The following is a 17,851-nucleotide window of genomic DNA, read 5'->3' as shown; positions in this document are numbered from 1 at the left end:
ACCTACGTAGCCACTGCGGTAGAGCTTGTCGTACAGCCAGGCTTCGATATAGGAGCCCTGCAGGGAGTGTCATTCAGTTGTGAGTTGGGTTGTGGTCATGACCCGTTTCCTGGGGAAGGTTGAAGATGGCCTGACGCCGGGCCCCCCTTCAACAGCTAACCCGGGGTAATTACTCGCTGACCTACTCGGCCGATGTGGTCCAAAGGTTCGTCAATCAGCCTTGGATAAATGAGGGCTTTGCACTCCCGGGCAGGGGCACGACCTTGTGGCCCGACTGGATCAAATCCGATGACCAGTAGCAGGATGCCGATCACCACAGCGCTGACTGGAGGTCAGTCGCCAAGACCGACATCCGAACGACCAGCGTTCCCCCTTGGAGAGGTCGGTTAGCGGACGTAGCTGGCTCCATTGACGTCGATGGTGGTGCCGGTTGCATGCCTCGCCAGGCCGGTGGCCAGGAAGGCGATGATGTTGGCGATGTCCTGCGGCTGGGCGACTTCACCCAGGCCTGTCTGGTCGGCTGCGGCCTGGACACCGACGCTTTCTGCAAAGACCTTGTTCAGGGACGTATCTACGTAGCCCGGTGCGATGGCGAAGGCTGTCACGCCTTGGCGGCCGTTCTGCCGGGCGATAGTGCGCGTCATCGCCACAACACCGGCCTTGGCCGCAGCGTAATGCCAGTAATCCGGGTCCTCCCCGCGGAATGCTGCACGGGATGCGAGATTGATGATGATGCCGCCTCTGTCCTGAAGGGCGTAGGTTTTTACTGCTTCCTTGCAGAGAATGGCCGGCGCCTTCAGGTTTACCGCCAGGGAAAGGTCCCACACGGAGATCCAGTCCTCAAGGTGGGCATCGATCGGAGCGGGCGGATAGATGCCAGCATTATTGACCAGCACATCGATCCGGCCGTGCAGCGCCAAGGCATCGGCCCAAAGTTGTTCGGTTTCCTTGGCCTCTGCAAGGTTGGCCGTGAGCGTCGTCGCGGCATTACCCAATTCATGAGCCAAGGCAGCGACGGCGTCTTCGTTGACGTCGTGGAGGATGACCTCGCCGCCGTCAGCCACGACCGTTCGGGCAACGGCGGAGCCGATACCGCCTGCAGCGCCGGTGATAAGGACAATCCGACCATCAAGACGGGACATGGAAACAACCTTTCGTGTTCTCATTCATAAAGGTACAAACAACATGAAAGTAGCATTTGCAAAATTCAGTATAGTTTCAATCTATCAAATATCACGTAGATTGGCCATATATCTTTCGGGTGCGTGTTTCGATCGGCTCGAGGTTCGTGGTCCTTGGCTGCTGATGACTGGGTAGGGAGCGGCCGCAACCGGTCCCGCCTCGTTGCGGGGTCGGTAGATCCACATTTCGTTTGTAAAGAACGGGGCGCCAAGATCTGGCATTTGTTGTTACAGGTTGTAGGATCGTTGCAGTCCGTAAGAGCGAGTGAGAGCGAACGCACCGATGAGTCCAGCTGCACCCAACAGTAATGGGGCCTCGTTGTCCCGGGTCCGCCAGGTTGCGGCATCGCCGGTTGCGGCAGCCCCGCTTGATGAGCTCGATCTGGCACTGCTGAAGGAACTTATCTCTGACGGCAGAGCCTCGCAGCGGACGCTGGCGGCAACGCTGCGCGTGTCGGCGCCGACAATCGGTGAGCGGATGGCGCGGTTGGAACGGTCCGGTGTCATCACCGGTTATTCAGCGCAGATTAACTGGACGGCGGTGGGGTTCACTGAGACGGTGTTCCTCTCCGTGACCGCGTCCGAGGGCAGTGATGTTGCGGCGATGATGTCCCAGCTCTGGGAGATCCCTGAAGTGGAGGACGTCAACATGGTCACGGGCAACCTAGATCTGCTTGTCCGTATACGAGTGCGGGACAATAACCACTTGCGCACGCTACTGCTGGATAGGATCTGGCAGATCCCCGGAACCCAGGGAACATCCACCATGACCACGGTCGCCGAAATGCCTTCCAAGCCTTTCGCCCACGACCTGATTACTCAGATACAGGCTGATCACTCCCACCAGGCGGCTGAGAGTCGCCGCGCAGCAGGGGCCAACGACCGCTAGGGCCCTGCGCAGCAGCGCCAAGGCTCTCTTACTGGCACTGTGCAGCCGGACCCGGAACCCCAGCTGCGCAGCAGTTTGCGCGCTTCGAAGGACGCAAACCAGTTCGGTCAGGGATGCCTGACATCAGGGTTCTGACGTCAAACGAACGACCCGTTTGATGCCGGCCTGCCCGGCCGCGTGTTCTCAAGCATAAAGGGTCTTCTTGTAACGTTTCGTGGATCCTGTCTATGCGAAACGCAGCTACTGCACCAGAAGGGGCGGTTCCGCAAAGGCGTTTGCCAAACGCGTCAAACCCAGCTCTGCCTGCCCGACCGGGTTGGACGAATACGAGAACCGCATGGTTCGTTGGTCCGCTTCTTCGACGTAGAACGGCGCCCCGGGGATGAACATGGTTCCAGCAAGTAGGGCTGATTCGAGCATGACGGACGCATTGAAGCCTGCCGGCAGGCGTGCCCAGATGAACAGCCCGCCCTTGGGTCGGGTTATGTCAGTACCGGCTGGCAGGGCGGCCATCAGCCCCTTCATGAGGTGATCCCTGCGGTTCATGTATTCGGCCTTCACCGGAGCAAGCCTGCTGGGCAGATCGTTGTTCTGGAGGTAGTGGGCAGCCGCGAGCTGATCAATGGTTGAGGATTGGAGAGTAGATGCCTGCTTTACCCGGCTCAGGTATGGCAGGACGTCCTTTGGAGAACGGATCCAGCCAATGCGGATACCTGGTGCAAGAACCTTTGACAGGGAGTTCAACAGGAAAGAACGTGTGTTCAACCGGGGGTCGGCCGAGATCGGGATATGTTTTTCGTTGGTGAAACGGATGTCGGAGTAAGGGTCATCCTCTATCAGCCAGACGTTGGCTTCAGCGAGGATGTCCGCAATCCGGGTCCGCCGTTCCTGAGTGAGGGTAGAGCCGGTTGGGTTCTGGAAAGTTGGGATGAGGTAGACGGCCTTTGGTTTCCATCTGCGGATAGCTTCTTCCAAGGATTCCGGAACGGCTCCGTTCTCGTCGCTGTGGATCGTTTTGAAGCGCGCACCTTGTAGTGAGAAGGCCAGGAGTGCCGAGACGAAGGTTGGGTTCTCGACGAGGACGACGTCACCGTGGTTAATAAGAGTCTGTCCCAGCAGCCCTATGCCTTGCTGTGAACCTGTAGTGATGAGGACCTGGTCGGGGTCTGTCGGTACGCCCATTTCTGCGGTTCGGGACGCTGCGGCCGCACGCATCTCCGGCTCGCCGTCAGTGGAGGAGTACTGCATTGCCCGGCGGCCGTAGCGGTCCATGACCGCCTGAAAAGAGCGGCTCATTCCTTCGACGTCGAAGAATTCCGCGGCGGGATTGCCGCCGGCGAAGCTTATTATGCCGGGGTCGAATGATTTTTCGAGCAGGTCCCGGATAGGTGAGCTGCCCAGCATGCGGGTGTTGTTATTCAGCAAATCCGTCGAACGCACGTTGGGCTGCTCCTTAGGTGTGGTTGGGACATGAGCCGGGTGGTTCATGCCGCTGTCAGAGGGCCGATGGCCCTGCCGGGGTTCAGGATGTTGCTTGGATCAACCGAGCGTTTGATATTTTTCATGAGCCCCAGCGTGTCGGGGCCGAACTGCTCCGTGATGTGGTGAACTTTCAGGCTCCCGATCCCGTGTTCCCCGGAGATCAGCCCGCCCAATTGAATGGCCTGCTCGGTGATGGCATCCAGAACTGCTTCGGCCGCGACCATGGCTTCCTTGTCGCCTGGTGGGACCGCGACAGCAGGATGAAGGTTGCCATCCCCGGCATGAGCGAAGGTGTTGATGCGAACACCGCTCTGCTCGGAGATTGCCTGGATCTTTCCCAACATGTCGGAGAGCCGGGCACCACGACATCGCAGGAGGTAGCAAGGCCAGCTCTGTTGAGGGCAGGATTTACGCGCATCCGGGTGCGAAGAACCTGGTCGGCGTCCTTGCCCACGATCATTTCTGCGCCCAGGTCGGTGCAGATCCTTCTCACCTTGGCCAGCCTCGACGCCGAGCTGGGCCCTGCGTATTCTCCTGCAACCATCGAATGACCTGGTCTGAAGGGCGCATCATCGTAGAAGTGTGAGACCAGTTCCAGGGTGTTGGAGTCCATGAGCTCGAGGGAAACGGGTTTATCGTCGTCGTGGGCGAGAGCTTGGATGATGTGCCCCAGCGCTGAAACGTCGTGGTGGGAGACGGCAAAGGGGGCGCGCTCAGTGGGAAGAGCCTTAGACAGCTTCATCACAGCGGAGGTCACAACTCCCAGGGTTCCTTCGGAGCCAACAAACAGACCTGTTAGGTCGTAGCCGGTGCTGTTCTTGACCGTGCCAGAGCCCGTCTGCACGATGCTTCCATCGGCAAGGACGATTTCGAGCTGTTGGACCGCGTCTGCTGTGACACCAACAGACAGGCACCGCGGGCCCCCGGCGTTGGTTGCGATATTGCCGCCGATGGTTGAAAGGTTCCTGGAAACCGGATCAGGTCCATACATGAGTCCGATTTTCTGCGCGGCCCGGTCGAGGTTGGCGGTTATCACGCCCGCCCCGACCACGGCGGTTCGCGTGCTCGAACTGATGCGCATTTTCTTGAGCCGGCTGGTTGAGAGAATGACGCAGCCCGGAAGGGCAACGGCGCCACCGCTCATGCCGGTTCCGGCTCCCCTGGTCACCACGGGGATCTGCTGCCGGTTGGCTTCGCGAAGGACACAACTGACTTCTTCTGAGTTCCGGGGGTAGATGACGATCGCTGGTAGTCCCTCAGGCTGCGCACGTGACGCGTCGCGGGAGTTGGACCGCAGCACGTCCGGTTCTGTGCAAGCGCGGGTAATTTCCTTGAACGGCGCAGGATCAAATGACCCGTGTAGTTCCGACGATGACAGCAAATCCATCCTTTGGTGGTCCTTTCTGACCGGCAAAGCACGGTGACGGAGGTCTTATTTGGACAACCAATCCCGCTATGTTCTGATGATCTTTCTCGCCGTGACAGCGCCGGCAAGTGAAAGCAGCGCGATTACCAGAAGCATCAGCGCCACCGGCCACGCGCTTGACCCGGACAGTAGTAGCAGCGATGTTGCGATCAAGGGAATGAACCCCCCAATAAGCCCGGCAATGTTGTAGCTGATGGCAATGCCGGAGTACCGGACGTTGGCGCTGAAAAGCTCGGCCAGTATGAGTCCTGTGACGGCGTACGTCGCAGCGATCGGCTGCACGCTCACCACTACGGCAAGAATCGCCAGCACTGGGTTGCCTGTGGACAGTACAAGAACTGCGGGGAAGGCAAGAAGCGCTGTTGCGGCGCAGCTCCAATCGGCAATTTTGGCGGGGTCAGTCTTGTCGGCCAGGCGGCCGGTGACGAGGACGGTGAGGATCTGCAGTAAGGCCGCGCCAAGTACGGCTGTCAACATGGTCGTCCGGCTCAGGCCGACGGTGCCGGTTCCGTAGCTCATCGCGAAGGTTGTCACGACAAAGAATCCGCCGATGCCGACAAAAGCAAGGGCCGCGCCGGTGAACATCTGCCTGGGGGATCTCCGAATGATTTCCCAGGCAGGAATCTTCTTGGTTTCTTTCGACGCGGCTACTTTTTCAAAGGCAGGCGACTCATCAACCTGAGACCGGACCCATAGAGCCAACCCGAGCATGGGAAAAGCTGCGAGGAACGGAACACGCCAAGCCCAGGAGTCGAACGCATCGGCAGGCATGAGTCCCAACGCGAGAAAGGCGGCGGTGCTTACGATATTGCCGATGGGAGAGCCAAGCATGGGAAGGCTGGCATACGCGCCCTCACGGCCTTTCGGGGCATGTTCGGCTGCCAGTGTGACGGCACCTGCCCATTCGCCGCCGAACGAAATTCCCTGGAGCAGGCGGAGCGTCACCAGTGCAATGGGTGCCCACACGCCGATCTGGCCGTAGTTGGGTATTGCGCCGATCAGGCCGGTGCTGACACCGATGAGGAGAAGCGTCATTATCAAAGTCTTGCGACGTCCGAGGGTGTCACCAAGATGACCGAAGATGAGCGCGCCGAAAGGACGGGCGACGAACCCCGCAGCGAAGGTCGCGAATGCCGCGAGTGTCCCGACGAGGGGATCGTCGTTTACGAAGAACTGGACATTGAACACGAGTGCGGCAGCCGTGCCGTACAGAAAATAGTCGTAGTGCTCCAGCGCAGTGCCGACAATGACTGCAGTGCGGACCATTCGTGGTCGGACAGTTGGTGGATTGTTGGTGCTTCTAATGATGTCGGTGCTCATTTGCCTTCCTTTCAGGCTCGACGGCGTGAGGCAACAAATCCATGAGTGGCCAAGGAGCCCTGCGGGACGCTTGATTTCCAACGGGCCCGGCTGAAACTTCTGTCCAGCCCAGGCGAAGGCCGGATTCCCACGCGTCCGTCCCGGATGAGTTCAGGAGGGAGCAGGTTGATCACCTCGCCCGTCCTGCGTGGATAATCAATGAGATCATGACGTGGATCACTCTTTCAATGGTGATCTGACCCCAACTGGCAACCATAAAGTGTCTATCTGCACATTTTGGTTCGTGACCCAAGGAGAAAGCCCGTGGTTCCAGACACCAGCGTTCTACAGCATGATCCGCAATGGCTTGGCCTAATCCGGGTGCTGGGAGAGCGCAAGACGTTGCTTATAAAGGATTCCCAGGCGAGGTTTGACGCGATGGTGGTCTATGGCGGGAAAGTGCCTCGTGAAGAGGTCGATGCTCTCGCGAAGGCAACCATGGACATGTACGTGCAGTTGCTTTCCGGGTTGCCGTTGGATCCAAAATTGCAGCAGTTGCCGGCGGAGACAGGACGGCGCCGCGCGCGACAGGGCGTTCCCGCGGACAAGCTGCTGGAAGGGGTGCGAACCAACTCGCGGGTTATCTGGAATGCTCTGCAGCAGATCGCGAGCGTGGAGACTTCGCCCTGCCTGGTCCGAAACATGGATGCACTTCTCAGTCTCGTCGAATGGCACGTCCAGGAAGTGCAGGGCTCCTACCTGGCCGAGGAGGATGTTCTGGCCAGACGCAGCGAACGGCGGAAGCTGCGTGCCTTGTCCAGGATATTCGACGACCCACCCCCGGACGGGGACGTCCTTGTCGCGGTGGCGTCTGAGTTGGGACTCGTGCCCGGCGGCGCCATGGAGGTGGTGGTTCAGTGCGGGCCCCACGAACCCAACTGCGCAGTGTGTGGACGCTTTGCTTCCGACGTATTCTCATTCGAAGCCTATGGCGGTACGTGCCACTTCCGACCGGAAGGCCATGGTGATCTGATCGACGCGCTGCAAGGACTCCGGGTTGCAGTCTTTTCGCAGGTGCAAGGCTTGGCCGGGGTCCCGCGCGCGGCGAAGGGAGGCATGGCTCTGCTTCGGGCGGATACCGGGGGGCAGATGGGGCCTCTGACGGTTGACGCCGGTTGGGCCGCCTTGGCCTGGAAGGCTTTAGGGGATGAACTGGCCCCTGAGCTGCTTCCAATCAGCCTGGGCCGCCTCAGGGCACTGACGCCCGCAAGCAGAAGCCGACTGATTGAAACCGTCAGTACCTATTTCGCGACCGGATCCATCAAAGGCACCGCTGACCGGCTCTACTGCCACCGCAACACCGTCGTCAAGCGGCTGGCTGTGTTCCAGGATTTGGTGGGCCTGGACCTCGCAATCCCCCGGCAGGCGGCGATGGCCGTCCTCGCCACGTCGGGGCCTCTGCGGCTGGAAGGGTGACCTGTGTATCAATCAGATATAGATAGTATGTATTATGATAGAAGCGCGTGATCGACGCCACTCTCCGCCCGCCGGGTCCCCGTACCTCCGAGCGCGAGGAGACCGCGGCCGAGTGCAGGGCCCACTCCGGGCATGGGATTGGTCTACAGGGAGAATCAACGATGACTAAGGGACTCTTTACACAGAGTGAATATCAGCAGCGGATTGAGCGGACACAGAAAAAAATTGCCGAACTCGGTGCTGATTATCTTGTAGTGCCGGATCCGGCTAATATCTTCTATTTGACGGGTTTCGACGCCTATTCCTTCTACAACCCGCAGCTGCTGCTGGTGCCCCGTGAGGGAGCCCTTGCGTTCTTCTGCCGCGGCAGCGACGCCTCCAGCGCGTGGCTCGCGGCCGAACTGCGTGAAGAACAGGTCTTCGGCTACTCGGACACGTATGTGCAGAAAGCGGACGTCCACCCCATGGACTGGGTCGCGCAAACCATCCGACCATGGTTGCCAGTGAAGGCGGTCATCGCCGTTGAATCAGAAGCGGCGTTCTACACTCTGAGGGCTCACAAAGCCTTGGTGGAGGGACTGGGTGGAAGTGCCAGGGTGATTGAGGTTCCAAACGTCATCAACCGATTGCGTGCCATCAAGAGTCCAGCCGAAATCGCGTTGATGCGTGACGCCGGAAAGATTACAAGCAGCATGTTCGAAGCGGCTTTTCGCAGTATCCGCCCGGGGGTCCGCGAATGCGACGCGGTTGCGGAAATATACGCCGCGCAGTTACGCGGCGTCGAGGGCGCTGGGGGGACCTACTCTGCGATTCCTCCCCTTCTCATGGCCGGCGACAATACGTCCTTCCCTCATGTCCCCTGGTCCGACCGGCCGTTCGCCGACAATGATCCCATTGCCTTGGAGATTGCCGGCAGCCGTTACCGGTACCACGTTCCGTTGACCCGCACACTCCACACCGGGCAGCCGCCGGCAGAACTGCAAAAGCTCGCCGAAATCGTCGGCGAGGGACTGGAGGCCGCTTTGAGCGTTATCCGCCCGGGCGCAGAATGCCAGGACCCGGCACTGGCATGGAATTCAGTCATCAAGCGCCATGGCTTGTCGAAGAGTACTCGCATCGGATACCCGATTGGTCTGGGCTTCCCACCTGACTGGGGCGAGCAGACGATGAGCTTCCTGGCCGGCGACCGTACTCCCCTTGAGGCCGGTATGACCTGGCATGTGATGATCGGCATGTGGCTGGACACAGGCGGTTACAGTATCTCCGAAACTGTTCTGGTCACGGAGAACGGCGCCGAGTGCTTGGCGAGTGTTCCGCGGGGACTCTTAACGGTGGGCTAGAGACGTTGTGCCGTTAATGGCAGGGTCTGTCGGCACGGTTTCCGAGGCGATTCTGTGAGCTCCCGGTTGTTGACAGAACGGCCGCCCAGGTTCTCACCCGGGCGGCCGTTTGCTTTTTGCTATGTGCCCCTGGCCGGCGCCTGAGGCACATAGCCAAGGTTCTTGTCGATTTCATTCGGAATCCTCCGGCCTGCGTTGAAGGCTCGGACATTCTGTAGGAATTGCTCTGCCAAAGCATCGCGCCAGCCCGCAACATCGCCTGACATGTGGGCAGAAATTGTCACGTTCTCCATAAGCCAGAAGGGATGACCGGGAACCAGGGGCTCCACGTCAAAAACATCCAGCGAAGCGTGTCCGATCCCGCCGCTCTGCAACGCCTCGATCAGGGCGAGCTCGTCTATCAACCCCCCGCGCCCGACGTTGATCAGGTGCGCAGAAGGTTTCATGGCGTCGAGGACGTCTTTCCCGACCAATCCGGCGGTAGCGGATGTCAGCGGAGCGGCAAGAACGATCGTGTCTGCCCAAGAGGCATGAACTCCCAGCTCCGTACTCGCGGACACGGTTCCGAAATCCGGGTCGAGGTCCTGCGTCCTGCGGCCGATACCCCTGACGTTGATCCCAACGGCCATGAGCAGCCGTGCTACCGCCCGTCCGATTCCGCCTGTCCCAACCACCAGGGCAGTGGTCCCTGCAGTGCGGGTTATCTCGCGGTGCTCCCATTTCTTGTGCTGCTGCAGCCATTTGCTGCGGTGAAGTTGCTTATCGTGTGCCAGGATGGACGCAAGGACGAACTCGGCGATTGAACTGTCAAAGATGCCGTGGGCGTTGGTGACAGTGACGCCGGAGTGCCGTAGTTCGTCAAACAGAACGGCATCAACCCCCGCTGCTGCGACATGGACCCACCTGAGATCGCCGCGTTCCGCCCATGCACATTCCAAGGCGTTCGAGAAAAAATCCCAGATGAGCAGGGCGTCAGCCTCTTTCAGAACCCCGCTGAGGTTCGCTGAGTCTGTCAGGGTAATACGGGCAAGCTTGCTGAGGTCATCAAGGATGTTGGGCGGAGACAGGTGTTCTGCGGTCAAGATAACGATGTGGGGACGGTAGGTTTTGCTCATATCGGGTGGCTTTCCGTCCCACCCACCGTTGTGCTCCGGTCGAGGCGTGAGGCGGCAAGCCGGTCGATATCCGCGATGACGTCTTCGATGCGCTTCTGCTTCGCCCGTGGAACCTGCCCGGCACGTGGACGTCTCTCCCTAGGTTCACGGACCGTTGATGATTTGTCCATCGGGGCTGCCTGTGTCCAAGGTCCGTCTGTGGCCAGGGGATCATGAAAGAGCGGCACTGCCGGTGCGACTCTGAGTCGTTGTCCGCTCACTGTACTGTCTCCAGATGTGACTTGCCGGGCAAATGGTCCGGGCCTCCGCCCGGGAAGCCTCGTCGGGCGGGGCTTCCTGATATCGGGAGGCCCGCCCGTCGAGTCTAAGAAAGGTCTTTGTTACGCTCTTACTTCGTTTGTCTTCTCACGTTCCTTGGTTTTGGCGCTCTTGCTGTACGTGGGACCCGCCATCGTAAACAGGAACACGGCCGGCACGGTTTACGCGTCCGATGAGCTGTTCACCGGCAGCGATGCGGGCCTCATCGTCAGTTCCCGGGATGTGGGTTCCTCGAAGCGAACGCCCGGCAGTTTCGTTGAAGGTCAACACGGCGATGAGCCCGATCAGGCCCGCCACGGCGAGATAGATGCCCGGCATGATCGTGATTCCGGTTTGCTGGATGAGCCATTGGACGGCAAGCCCGGCCGTTGCGCCGAAAATTGATGTGGCAACGTTGTAACCGAACCCAAAGCCCGAGTACCGCACATTGGTCGGGAACAATGCCGGGAGGGTGGCTGAAATATTCGACGTCAGGGTGACCAGGAGCAGCCCGAGGATGCCGATGCCGAGGGCTTCCAGAGCAACGTTCCCCAGACCCATGAGCATTGTCGCCGGAATGGACAGGACGGTGAATCCGACCGCTGCGGTGATAAGGACTGGCCGCCTGCCGATCCTGTCGCTGAGGGCGCCCAAGGGGGCAATGATGATCATCATGAGAACTTGAATGCCGACGAGCATCAGGCCCGCGCCAGCTTCGTCCTGGCCCAGCGAGTCGGACAGGTAGGTCGGCATGTAGGTCAGGACGAGGTAGAACGCGACGTTGAGCATGATGACAAAGCCGGTCAGCTTCAGCAACTGGCCTGGATAGAACCGGACGAGATCCATCAGGGCCTTTACCGGTGTTTCAGTCTTGCCGGCCTTTTCAAGCTCAGTGAAGGCTTCAGGTTCGCTCAATGACCGGCGCATCCAGAGTCCCAAAGCGCCAAGTGGCAGGCAGATCATGAACGGTACGCGCCACCAGAAGTCCGTCATTCCTTGCTCGCCGACGGCGAGCGTGAGACTTGTGCACAAAATGGCGGCGGCGGAGAAGCCGGCCAAGGTGCCGAATTCGAGGAAGGAGCCGTAGAAGCCCCGTCGGTTATCGGGCGCGTGTTCGGACATGAATACGGCCGCACCTGCGTACTCGCCCCCGGCGGAAAAGCCCTGGATGATCCTGAGGGTGAACAGGAGGACCGGGGCGAGGAGCCCAACGTCCTGGGCGGTAGGCAAGATGCCGATGCATGCTGTTGATATCGAAATAATGAGGATGGTGATCAGCAGCACCTTCTTCCGGCCGATTCTGTCGCCGAGGGATCCCAGCACCATGCCGCCGAGTGGGCGGAGCAGGAATGAAATGGCGAAGCCGGCCAAGGCGAAGAGCCGCTGGGACGTGGGGTCTTCGGAGAAGGGTTCGAAAAAGTGGAACCCGATATAGAGGGTCAGGTATCCGTAAACGCCGTAGTCGAACCACTCCAGCGCGTTGCCCAGCGCCGAGCCGGCCACAGCTTTGCGTGCACTGCGGCGCTCGTGCGGGGACATATCGGATTCGCGGGTCCGAGGGGGCAGGGCGTTGGGTGGTGGGGCACCGTTCACGTTTGGGTTCGTGTTCATCGGAGCTTCCTTCCGGCCAGGCCGGCCCGAGGGCGGCCCAGCCTTGCACTGTTGGAGGTAGCCGGTATCCGGCCTGGGATTTCCGTCGTCATTGACGTTCGTTCGTGCGGCTATGTGCGGGGAGCACTGTAGTAGTCTTCGTGGGCTGCCGGACACCGCGCGGCGCCCGGCAGCCGGGGCTTCATGAGCGTGCCAGCAGATTTTCCACGGCGGGGCGCTGAATCATTTCACGCGGCGCATGGGTGAGGACTTCTACCCCGCTTTCAGCAACGCGGAGGGATTCACTGAATTCAACACCGAGGCCGTCGAACCACATTCCGGCGATGAAGTGGAAGGTCATGTTCGGCTGAAGCACAGTGGTGTCTTCGCGGCGGATGCTGACAGTGCCTTCACCCCAGTCCGGGGGATAGCCGATGCCGATGGAGTAGCCGAGTCGCGAGTTCTTCGCGAGGTTGTGCTTTGCAAGGAAGGACCAGTAGACGCCGGCTACTTCCCCGGCTGTGAGGCCCGGGCGGACCGCGTCGATGGCGAGGCTGAGGCCCTCGGTGGTGAGTCCTGCGAGCCGCTCCAGCTCCGCGGGCACCTTGCCGACGGCGACCGACCTCGCCAACGGCGCGTGGTAGCGCTGATGGGCGCCGGCGATCTCGATGGTCACGGTTTCACCGGCGACAAAGGGCTGCGGCGTCCAGGTCAGGTGTGGGGTATCGGCGCCTGCGCCGGTGGGAAGCATTGGAACGATGGCCGGGTAGTCGCCATCGATCCCGTCGACACCGGCAATCTGGGCGTGCGAGATGGCCGCGGCGACTTCGTGCTGAGGCACGCCCGCAGAAATGGCCTCCGTTGCAACGGCCATGGCGTTGGTAACGATATGTCCGGCCTTGCGCATCAGGACGATTTCAGCATCCGACTTCACCAGCCGCAGCCAGTTCACGATGCCGTGGCCTTCAACAAGCTCCCACTCGGGAAGACCCTCCTTCAGTGCCAGGTAGGAGCGAACGGAGAAGAAGTGCGCGTCGCCCTCGATGGCAACTCTGCCGCCGGCAAACTTCTTAGCCCACCCGGTGTCCCGCAGGTATTGCGCAGCCCACTGGCACGGGTGGATGTCGCGCTGGTGAACGGTGTGTTCGGGGTACCCGACGATCTCTTCACGGGCCAACGCGGCGGTCCGGTGTGCGCCGTTGGCATCACATTCACGGCTGATGAAGACAGTGGATGCGTCGTCCGCGGCAATCAGCAGGAACTGCGGCATATACATCGACCAGGCGTTGTAGCCGGTGAGGTAGTAGAGGTTCGCGGGGTCGGCCACCAACAGGCCAGCGAATCCCTGCTCCCGGGCTATGGCTGCGGCGCGTTCGCGCCGCAGGCGATACTCGTCGGTATCGAAAGGCATGGTGCTTCCTTACTTATTAGGAACATTAGAAGGGGCTTGGCGCCCCGGGCCATCACCTGCCCCGGACTGGGATCTATAGGTAATAGATGTGATGAATATTACCTTGACCCCCCGTTGGCGCATAGGGGTGACGGTGACTTTTCTTACGCATTTCTGTTTGATGCGACTTGCGGAGCCCCTGCCTGGAAGGGTGGGGGGTCGACATATGAAAGATCTTATGTATTATGAAAGATGTGTGGCGGTGGTCATAAGAAACCCCGCCCGCCTGGCCGGCTCCCACCGGCATAGAGCGGTCAGGACAGCCGCACCCCGTTCTTGATAACCCGCCGCGCAGACCCCGTCGTCAGCGGCACACACGCATGGAGACACCAATGACCCTTGAGATCTTCGACCGGCTTGAATCCGAAGTTCGCGGATACATCCGTTCCTTCCCCATCGAACTGACCTCGGCCTCCGGAACGACGATTGTTGCTGCCGACGGCACCGAGTACCTCGACTTCTTTGCAGGGGCGGGCGTGCTGAACTACGGCCACAACCACCCGGAACTGAAAAAGGTGCTGCTTGACTACATCGCAGCAGACAACATCACCCACGGGCTGGACCTCGCCACCACCGCCAAGCGCGAGTTCATGGAGGCCTTCGAGCGGTACATCCTCAAGCCCCGTGGCCTGAACCACAAGATCCAGTTCACCGGACCCACCGGCACCAACGCCGTCGAAGCCGCACTGAAGCTTGCCCGCCTGGCCAAGGGACGCGCCAACGTGGTTGCCTTCACCAATGCCTTCCACGGTGTGTCTGTCGGCTCGCTGGCCGCAACAGGCAACATCAAGTTCCGCGACTCCGCCGGCGCTCCGCTGCCCAACGTCACCCGACTTCCTTACGACGGCTACATCGATGGCCTTGACCCGCTCGACCTCTTTGAGAAGATGCTCAACGATCCCTCCAGCGGCATGGACAAGCCGGCAGCTGTCATCCTTGAGCCGGTCCAGGGTGAAGGTGGCATCAACGCCGCAAGCGTCCCGTTCCTGCAGCGCCTGCGTGAGATCACCAAGCAGCACGACATCCTGCTGATCCTGGACGAAATCCAGGCCGGCGTTGGCCGCACAGGTACGTTCTTCGCGTTCGAAGCAGCCGACATCGATCCCGACCTGATCACCGTCTCGAAGTCGATCTCCGGGTATGGACTCCCGATGGCGATCCTGCTGCTGAAGCCGGAAATTGACGTGTGGACCCCGGCCGCGCACAGCGGCACCTTCCGCGGCAACAACCTCGCGTTCGCCACCGGCACGCGTGCCTTGGAACTGTTCTGGGCCGACGATGCCTTCCAGAAGGAAATCGCCCGCAAGTCCGAGAACCTTCAGGCCGGCCTGGAGAGCTTCATCGCCGAATTCCCGGAACTTGAGCTAAAGACCCGCGGGCGCGGCTTCATGCGCGGCATCGTCCCCGCCAACGACCTCACGTGGGCCGGCAGGGTCGCGGCAGAGGCGTTCAAGCGCAACCTCATCATTGAGACCTCCGGCGCTCACGGCGAAGTGTTGAAGTTCCTGATCGCCCTGAATATTGAGGACTCCGAGCTCGAACGAGGGCTTGGCATCTTGCGCGAGTCCATCGCCGCGGTCGGCGCTGACTCGAAGTGACCCGGACCATGGCTGGCCGACCCGCCACCACCGGCGGCTTCGAGGCGTCATCGCCCCTCGAAGCCGCGCAGGAACAACTACGCGTCGCCAGTGACTACCTCGGCCTCGATAGCGGAGTGCGGGCACTGCTTGCCCAGCCCCGCCGTGAAGTCACGGTCAGCGTACCGTTGAGGCATGACGACGGCCATGTGTCCGTTTTCGTCGGCCACCGCGTCCAGCACAACCTGGACCGGGGGCCGGCGAAGGGGGGCGTGCGTTTTTCACCGCACGTCAACCTCGACGAAGTGCGTGCACTTGCCATGTGGATGACGTGGAAGTGCGCCCTGTTGAACATCCCCTACGGCGGCGCCAAGGGCGGCGTGGCCGTAGATCCGCGACAGCTCAGTGTTCCCGAACTCGAGAGGGTCACGCGTCGTTACACCAGCGAACTCGTTGGCGTCATCGGTCCCGAACGCGACATCCCCGCCCCGGACATCGGCACCGACGAACAGACAATGGCGTGGATGGTTGACACCATATCGGTGGACCGCGGATACACCGTCCCCGGGGCTGTGACCGGAAAACCGATCTCCATAGGCGGATCGCCCGGTCGTTCAATCGCCACCTCACTCGGGGTGGTCCAAGTGGCCTTGGCCGCGTTGGAGGACAGGGGCATCACCCCGGGCCAGGCCTCAGCGGCCGTGCAGGGCTTCGGCAAGGTCGGCCGCGGTGCGGCTATCCTGCTTGCCGAGGCCGGTGTCCGTGTTGTGGCCGTTTCCGACCAGTACGGTGCCATTCACAACGCGGCAGGCCTCGACATCGATGCCGTCGCCACCCACGTCGATCTGACCGGCAGCGTAGTCGACTTCCCAGAATCGGATGCGATCGAGGGTGCCCAGCTACTGGAACTAAAGGTCGACCTCCTGGCTCCCTGTGCCGTGGAAGGGGTGCTCAGCGGCGCCAACGCCCACCAAGTATCGGCCAAAATCATCGTCGAAGGCGCCAACGGCCCCACAACACCGGAGGCCGATAAGATCCTCCAGGACCGTGGAATCACCATCGTTCCGGACATTCTGGCCAATGCCGGAGGCGTTGTAGTGAGTTACTTCGAATGGGTCCAAGGCAACCAGGCCTACTGGTGGACCGAATCGGAAGTCGAAACCCGGCTCCGCCGCCACATGATAGGCGCGTGGGAACTGGTACGCGCCGAGGCCCGCAGGACGGGCCGGACCTTCCGTGAAACCGCAACCTGCATTGCCGTCGACAGGGTCGCCGAAGCCCACCGCGTTCGGGGCCTTTACCCGTGATTCCCTTCCCATTGCACCGAAAGGAGAAACTATGACACAGACCCAGCAACCTACGGTGCTGCGGGCTACCGGCAAGGAGGAGGTCTGCAGACTGACCTCCGAGCTGATCAAGATCGACACCACCAACTACGGGTCAGGTAAAGCCGTTGGGGAAAAAGCCGCCGCGGAATACGTCGCGTCGTTGCTGGCCGAAGCCGGAATAGAGTCGGAATTCTACGAACTTCAACCGGGGCGCACCAACGTGATCGCGCGCTGGAAGGGAGCGAACCCCGACCTTCCAGCCCTCCTGCTACATGGTCACTTGGACGTCGTCCCGGCTGACCCATCGGAATGGACTGTCGATCCATTCGGGGGCGTTATCAAGGACGGCATGATCTGGGGCCGCGGGGCCGTCGACATGAAGAACATGGTTGCAATGATTCTTGCTTCCGTGCGCGAACTGGTCGCTGAAGGGTTCGTACCCAATCGCGATATTATCCTGGCCTTCCTCGCCGACGAGGAAGACAACTCGCACTTCGGATCCAGGTGGCTCGTCGAGGCGCATCCTGAACTTTTCACCGGAGCCGATGTAGCGATCAGCGAAGTCGGCGGCTATTCGGTCGATATCAACGGCCGGCCGGTCTTCATGGTCCAAACGGGTGAGAAAGGCATCCTCTGGTTGCGCCTGCACAGCCGTGGACGTGCCGGTCACGCCTCCCAGCTCAACGAAGAAAACGCAATACTGGAACTCGCCCAGGCCCTGGTCAGGATTGGAGCGGAACCGTGGCCCGTGACGCTAACGGCAACCACCTCAAAGTTGTTGGACGAATTGCGGGACATTACAGGCCTCGACCCCGAAACGGACCCTGTCGAGGTCTTCAAGGCTACCGGCACCTGTGCGCCGTTCGTGGTGCCGGGACTGATGAACGTGGCAAACCCGACAATGGTTGAAGGTGGATACAAGCAGAACGTTATTCCCAGTGAGGCCACAGCCTTGATCGATGTCCGGGTCCTGCCTGGGCAACGTAACGAGGTGCTGGACCGTATTCGGGAGCTGGCTGGCCCCGCGGTGGAAGTGGTCATCGAGGACGATGTAGCCGCTGTCGAAACATCTTTCGATGGTCAGATCATCGAGGCGATCAAAGCCAGTATCGAACGGTTCCGGCCCGACGCCAGGGTTGTCCCATACCTGATGCCCGCCGGTACCGACAATGCAATGTTTGCCCAGATGGGCATTCGAGGCTTCGGGTTTGTTCCTTTGCTCCTTCCGAAGGGATATGACTTCCCTGCGATGTTCCACGGAGCGGACGAACGTGTTCCCCTGGACGCATTGGTCTTCGGCCAGGCTGTCCTCACGGACCTGATCCGCAGCTACTAATTCGTTTCCGGGTGAGGGCTTCCTGTCGCGCAAGAAGCCCTCACCTTTTCCCTTTAAGAAGCATC

General features: G+C 60.7%; 12 protein-coding genes and 1 pseudogene. 6 read left to right on the top strand and 7 right to left on the bottom strand.

Annotated features, from left to right (window positions below; translation table 11 throughout):
• Positions 1 to 386 precede the first annotated feature (386 nt).
• Positions 387 to 1,142, bottom strand: coding sequence for an SDR family NAD(P)-dependent oxidoreductase (locus ACIQT2_RS12035; RefSeq protein WP_402946603.1), 756 nt, complete (start codon positions 1,140 to 1,142; stop codon positions 387 to 389).
• A 322-nt stretch (positions 1,143 to 1,464) separates the two neighbouring features.
• On the opposite strand from ACIQT2_RS12035, the gene ACIQT2_RS12030 reads away from it, so the two are divergent.
• Positions 1,465 to 2,070 carry an Lrp/AsnC family transcriptional regulator gene (locus ACIQT2_RS12030; RefSeq protein WP_402946601.1) on the top strand — a complete coding sequence of 202 codons (606 nt, stop codon included), beginning with the start codon at positions 1,465 to 1,467 and terminating at the stop codon, positions 2,068 to 2,070.
• 240 nt (positions 2,071 to 2,310) lie between these two features.
• On the opposite strand, the gene ACIQT2_RS12025 is transcribed toward ACIQT2_RS12030, so the two are convergent.
• The 3 genes and pseudogenes from ACIQT2_RS12025 to ACIQT2_RS12015 form a co-directional block, all read right to left on the bottom strand.
• Positions 2,311 to 3,558 (bottom strand): PLP-dependent aminotransferase family protein, encoded by a 1,248-nt coding sequence (locus ACIQT2_RS12025; protein ID WP_402946599.1) that lies wholly within the window; start codon positions 3,556 to 3,558, stop codon positions 2,311 to 2,313.
• Positions 3,555 to 4,939, bottom strand: a pseudogene (locus ACIQT2_RS12020) (FAD-binding oxidoreductase). The gene ACIQT2_RS12025 and the pseudogene ACIQT2_RS12020 overlap by 4 nt, the downstream one beginning before the upstream one ends.
• 66 nt (positions 4,940 to 5,005) lie before the next feature.
• A complete protein-coding gene (locus ACIQT2_RS12015) occupies positions 5,006 to 6,298 on the bottom strand; it encodes an MFS transporter (RefSeq protein ID WP_402946597.1) in 1,293 nt (430 codons plus the stop codon).
• A 303-nt stretch (positions 6,299 to 6,601) separates the two neighbouring features.
• On the opposite strand from ACIQT2_RS12015, the gene ACIQT2_RS12010 reads away from it, so the two are divergent.
• Together ACIQT2_RS12010 and ACIQT2_RS12005 are read left to right on the top strand one after the other, a co-directional pair.
• On the top strand, positions 6,602 to 7,753 hold the full coding sequence (locus tag ACIQT2_RS12010; protein ID WP_402946595.1) for a helix-turn-helix domain-containing protein: 1,152 nt from the start codon (positions 6,602 to 6,604) through the stop codon (positions 7,751 to 7,753).
• 161 nt (positions 7,754 to 7,914) lie between these two features.
• Complete coding sequence (locus ACIQT2_RS12005) at positions 7,915 to 9,093, top strand: M24 family metallopeptidase (RefSeq protein WP_402946593.1); 1,179 nt, start codon at positions 7,915 to 7,917, stop codon at positions 9,091 to 9,093.
• A gap of 119 nt (positions 9,094 to 9,212) precedes the next feature.
• Here ACIQT2_RS12005 and ACIQT2_RS12000 read toward each other — a convergent pair whose 3' ends face one another.
• The 3 genes from ACIQT2_RS12000 to ACIQT2_RS11990 all read right to left on the bottom strand — a co-directional run bounded on the left by ACIQT2_RS12000 (position 9,213) and on the right by ACIQT2_RS11990 (position 13,506).
• Entirely contained in the window at positions 9,213 to 10,208 is a 996-nt protein-coding gene (locus ACIQT2_RS12000; protein WP_402946591.1) for a D-2-hydroxyacid dehydrogenase, read from the bottom strand.
• Positions 10,209 to 10,613: 405 nt separating this feature from the next.
• Positions 10,614 to 12,116 (bottom strand): MFS transporter, encoded by a 1,503-nt coding sequence (locus ACIQT2_RS11995; protein ID WP_402946589.1) that lies wholly within the window; start codon positions 12,114 to 12,116, stop codon positions 10,614 to 10,616.
• A gap of 181 nt (positions 12,117 to 12,297) precedes the next feature.
• Positions 12,298 to 13,506, bottom strand: a complete 1,209-nt coding sequence (locus ACIQT2_RS11990) for a M24 family metallopeptidase (RefSeq protein WP_402946587.1) — start codon at positions 13,504 to 13,506, stop codon at positions 12,298 to 12,300.
• A 371-nt stretch (positions 13,507 to 13,877) separates the two neighbouring features.
• On the opposite strand from ACIQT2_RS11990, the gene ectB reads away from it, so the two are divergent.
• From ectB to ACIQT2_RS11975, 3 genes are read left to right on the top strand one after another with little or no spacing between them, the layout of a single operon-like run.
• The gene (gene ectB, locus ACIQT2_RS11985; RefSeq protein WP_402946585.1) at positions 13,878 to 15,143 is read left to right on the top strand and encodes a diaminobutyrate--2-oxoglutarate transaminase; all 1,266 of its coding nucleotides are present in this window, start codon (positions 13,878 to 13,880) and stop codon (positions 15,141 to 15,143) included.
• Between the two features lie 8 nt (positions 15,144 to 15,151).
• The gene (locus ACIQT2_RS11980; RefSeq protein ID WP_402946583.1) at positions 15,152 to 16,429 is read left to right on the top strand and encodes a Glu/Leu/Phe/Val dehydrogenase; all 1,278 of its coding nucleotides are present in this window, start codon (positions 15,152 to 15,154) and stop codon (positions 16,427 to 16,429) included.
• A 31-nt stretch (positions 16,430 to 16,460) separates the two neighbouring features.
• The gene (locus tag ACIQT2_RS11975; protein ID WP_402946581.1) at positions 16,461 to 17,786 is read left to right on the top strand and encodes a M20/M25/M40 family metallo-hydrolase; all 1,326 of its coding nucleotides are present in this window, start codon (positions 16,461 to 16,463) and stop codon (positions 17,784 to 17,786) included.
• The last annotated feature ends 65 nt before the right edge of the window (positions 17,787 to 17,851 follow it).

Origin of the sequence: Paenarthrobacter sp. NPDC090522, from assembly GCF_044769225.1 — a bacterium.
Lineage (GTDB): Bacteria > Actinomycetota > Actinomycetes > Actinomycetales > Micrococcaceae > Arthrobacter.
This window is presented reverse-complemented; position numbering and strand designations above follow the sequence as displayed.